Source organism: Methylobacterium sp. WL6, from assembly GCF_008040095.1.
Lineage (GTDB): Bacteria > Pseudomonadota > Alphaproteobacteria > Rhizobiales > Beijerinckiaceae > Methylobacterium.
On sequence record NZ_VRVH01000410.1, the window covers coordinates 1 to 3219 of the forward strand.

3 protein-coding genes are annotated in these 3219 nt (G+C 73.4%); all 3 read right to left on the reverse strand.

Annotated elements, in window-relative coordinates; translation table 11 throughout:
* Positions 1–177: 177 nt before the first annotated feature.
* Entirely contained in the window at positions 178–858 is a 681-nt protein-coding gene (locus FV230_RS26400) for a glutathione S-transferase N-terminal domain-containing protein (RefSeq protein ID WP_147728876.1), read from the reverse strand.
* Positions 859–951: 93 nt separating this feature from the next.
* The gene (locus tag FV230_RS26405; RefSeq protein WP_147844491.1) at positions 952–2445 is read right to left on the reverse strand and encodes a M48 family metalloprotease; all 1494 of its coding nucleotides are present in this window, start codon (positions 2443–2445) and stop codon (positions 952–954) included.
* Positions 2446–2450: 5 nt separating this feature from the next.
* Positions 2451–3219: pentapeptide repeat-containing protein (locus FV230_RS26410; RefSeq protein WP_246695014.1), on the reverse strand; the 769-nt coding region annotated here is incomplete at its 5' end.

Sequence of the window (3219 nt, forward strand, 5' to 3'; positions counted from 1 at the left end):
CGTCCCCTGCCCTCCCCCCTCTGCGGGGGAGGGTGGCCCGCGAAGCGGGTCGGGAGAGGGGAGCGACAGTTGCGGAGACGTCGCTCCCCTCTCCCGACCTTCGCTGACGCGAGGCCCACCCTCCCCCGCAGGGGGGGGAGGGAAAGTGGAGGTCGGCGTTTCGATCGCCGCCTAAACTCAGCCGACCTTCATCGACCGGAACAGGAAGCGCCGGGCGTCGTCGTCCACCTCGGCCTTGAACGCGTGCCGGCCCTTGAGGCTTTCTGCCCGCTGCGCCGCCGGGCGGGCGCTCACCGTGTCGAGCAGCCGCTTAACGTTCGGGAATTCGAGGATCGCGTCCTCGCCGAGCATGAAGGGCAGCATCCGCGCCCAGCCCCAGACCGCCATGTCGACGATGCCGTACTCGGCGAGCACGAAGCTGCGGCCGGCGAGGTGGGCGTCGAGCACGCCCCAGTGGCGCCGCGCCTCGAACACGTAGCGCTCGGCGGCGTATCCCGTCCGCTCGGCCTCCGGCGCGAAGTGGCGGAAATGCACGCACTGGCCGGAGAACGGCCCGATCCCGGTGGCCACGAACATCAGCCAGGACAGCATCTGGCCGCGGGCCGCCTCGCCGTGGGGCAGGAAGGCCCCGGCCTTCTCGGCCAGGTGCAGCAGGATCGCGTTCGAATCGAACACCGTAGCGTCGCCGTCGACGATCGCCGGCACCTTGGCGTTCGGGTTGATCGCGGCATAGGTCTCGGCGAACTGCTCGCCCCTGCGCGTGTCCACCGGGATCGGCTCGTAGGCGAGCCCGGTCTCCTCGAGGCACAACGCCACCTTCATCGGGTTCGGCGCGAGGTTGTAGTAGAAGCGGATCATCGGGTGCGCATCCTGCGTGTCGGCCGGGTCGGGCATCGCGCGAACGCGGCACCGGTGGCAAGGCCGGCGCGTGCCGGAGGGCGATGGGCCCGCTTACTCCACCACCACCTTGTAGCTCTGCCCCGTCTTCAGCGGCACGCCGCGCTCCAGACCGTTGAGCACCAGGAACCGATCCAGCGCGCGGTCCGGCACCGCCATCCGCCGGGCGAGGTCCTCGGCGTTCGACGAGGCGGCGACGACGATCTGCAGGCGCAGCGGCTTGAGCGAGGCGGTCTCGGCCGGCGAGACCGAGGCCAGGCTCGCGATCCAGCGGCGGAAGGCCGGGTCGGGGTCGGTCGCGCCCTTGGCCGCCATGATCAGGCGGAAGGTGGCGTCGCCGACGCGGATCGCGGCGAGCCGGAAGGTCCAGTCCTTGCCGCGGGACAGGGCGGTCGCCGCCGGATGGTCGGCGATCGGCTGGACCTCGATCGAGGCCGGGTCGATCGCGTCGTTCCACGTCGCCTTGAGGATCGCGTCGAGGGTCTGGCCGTCCTTGGCCTCGACCTGGTCGAACAGCAGGCGCCGGCTGCCCTCGTTGGTGGTGCCCAGCACCGCGTTGCGGGTGTTCTCGATCGAGAAGCCCTCCGGCACCTCGAAGGCGATGCCGAGGCTCGGATGCACGAAGCGGTGCCCGCGCACCGCGCCCTCGCCCGGGTTGTCGCCGTAGGCCAGCCCGTCGATCGCCGCGAGGTAGGCTGCGCGGTCGTCGGTGCCGACGCCCGGGGCCCCGGTGCGCCGCGCGGCACGAGTGACGAGCCCGATGCGCTCGGCCGTGCCCGGATGGGTCGCGAGCATGTCCGGCTCGGCCGCAGTGCCGCCGCCGGCCTTCAGCGCCAGGGTCCGGTTCAGCGCGGTGAGGAAGCGGCCGGCGCCGTAGGGGTCGTAGCCGGCCTTCGCCAGGGTGCGCACGCCGGCCGCATCGGCTTCGAGCTCCTGCTCGCGGGAGAAGCGCGCAAGCGCGAAGCGCGACTGACTCTGGAGCTGGGCGCCGGTGGCCGGATCGTTCAGCACGTCGGCGACCACGCGGCTGACGAGCTGCGAGCGCAGCTCGAGCTCGGTCCGGGCGGTGGCGTGGCTCAGCGTGACGTGCGCGATCTCGTGGGCGAGCACGGCCGCGATCTCCGAGGTGTCGCTCGCCAGCGCGACGAGGCCGCGGGTGACGTAGAGGCGGCCGCTCGGCAGGGCGAAGGCGTTGACCACGGGCGAATCGAGCAGCGTCACCGCGTAGGTTTGGTCGGGCCGGTCGCTCGCCCTGACCAGCCGGTCGGTCACCTCGGTGAGCAGGCGCAGGGTGGCCGGCGACCGGTATTCCCCGCCGAAGGAGGCGACGAGCTTGGCGTGGTCGGCATCCGTGACGCTGGCGGGACGGCCGGTGGTGCGCGGCGCCTCCGGCGGCACGGAGACGACGGCCGGAACCAGCACCGCCCCGGTCTGCTCGCCGGCGCAGGCCGAGAGCGCGAGCAGCAGGGCGAGCGCCGGCGCGCGACGCGCCTGCGCAGGGCCGCCCTGCCCAATTCCCGTTCCGCTCCGCGTCGTGCCGCCCATCATGCCGTTCAGCGCCGCAGCGCCCGCTCCCCATCCGTGCTCGCGCCGGCGATCGCCGTGGGCGCCTCCAGCACTTCGATCGTCTCCGGCACCGCGATGTCGAGGGTCGGCCCGCGACGGATCTCGACCACCCCGCGCACCCGCACCCGCGCGTTCCTGAGCCTGTCCGCACTCAAACCATGTTCGCGCATCCTGCGCCAAGTGCGTTTCGACACGGTGACCGTGAGCCCGTCCTCCCCCCGGGCCGCGAAGTCCAGATAGGTCCGGCTCGGGCGCTCGCCGACATGGCGGATCGTGCCCTGGACCACGACGAACCGCCCCGCCGCCGCGCGCAGGCCAGGACCCTCAGAGGCCTCGAGCGACGGCTGGTGCCAGAGCCCGAGTCCGGCCGTGCGCGCGGCCTCCTCGACGGCGAGCAGCCCCGGGCGGCACAGGGCGTCGCCCTCGCCGGCATCGACCTGGGCGAGACCGGCACCGACGAGGTCCCCCGCGAGGTCGACCGGTCCATCCGCCTCCGACAGGGCGTCGATGCGTAGGCGGCCCCAGCGGTCGGCCTCGCCGCGGGCGACGACGGTCAGCGGGCGGCCGCGCAAAGCCAGCAACCGCTCGGTCGCGGCCTTGGCGATCTCCGGGTCGTCGGGCCAGCGCACCGATCCGAGCACCGCGCGAGCGCCGGAGGCCAGCGCGAGCTCGCCGCGGGGCTCGACCGCGGACAGGGTCTCCGTCCGTCCGTCCCCGGCAAGGCACTCGGCCGTGCCGGTCTCGCCCAGGTCGATG

Coding starts and splice junctions, on each gene's coding strand:
- FV230_RS26400 (WP_147728876.1), bottom strand. CDS start 858: ATGATCCGCTTCTACTACAACCTCGCGCCGAACCCGATGAAGGTGGCG.
- FV230_RS26405 (WP_147844491.1), bottom strand. CDS start 2,445: ATGATGGGCGGCACGACGCGGAGCGGAACGGGAATTGGGCAGGGCGGC.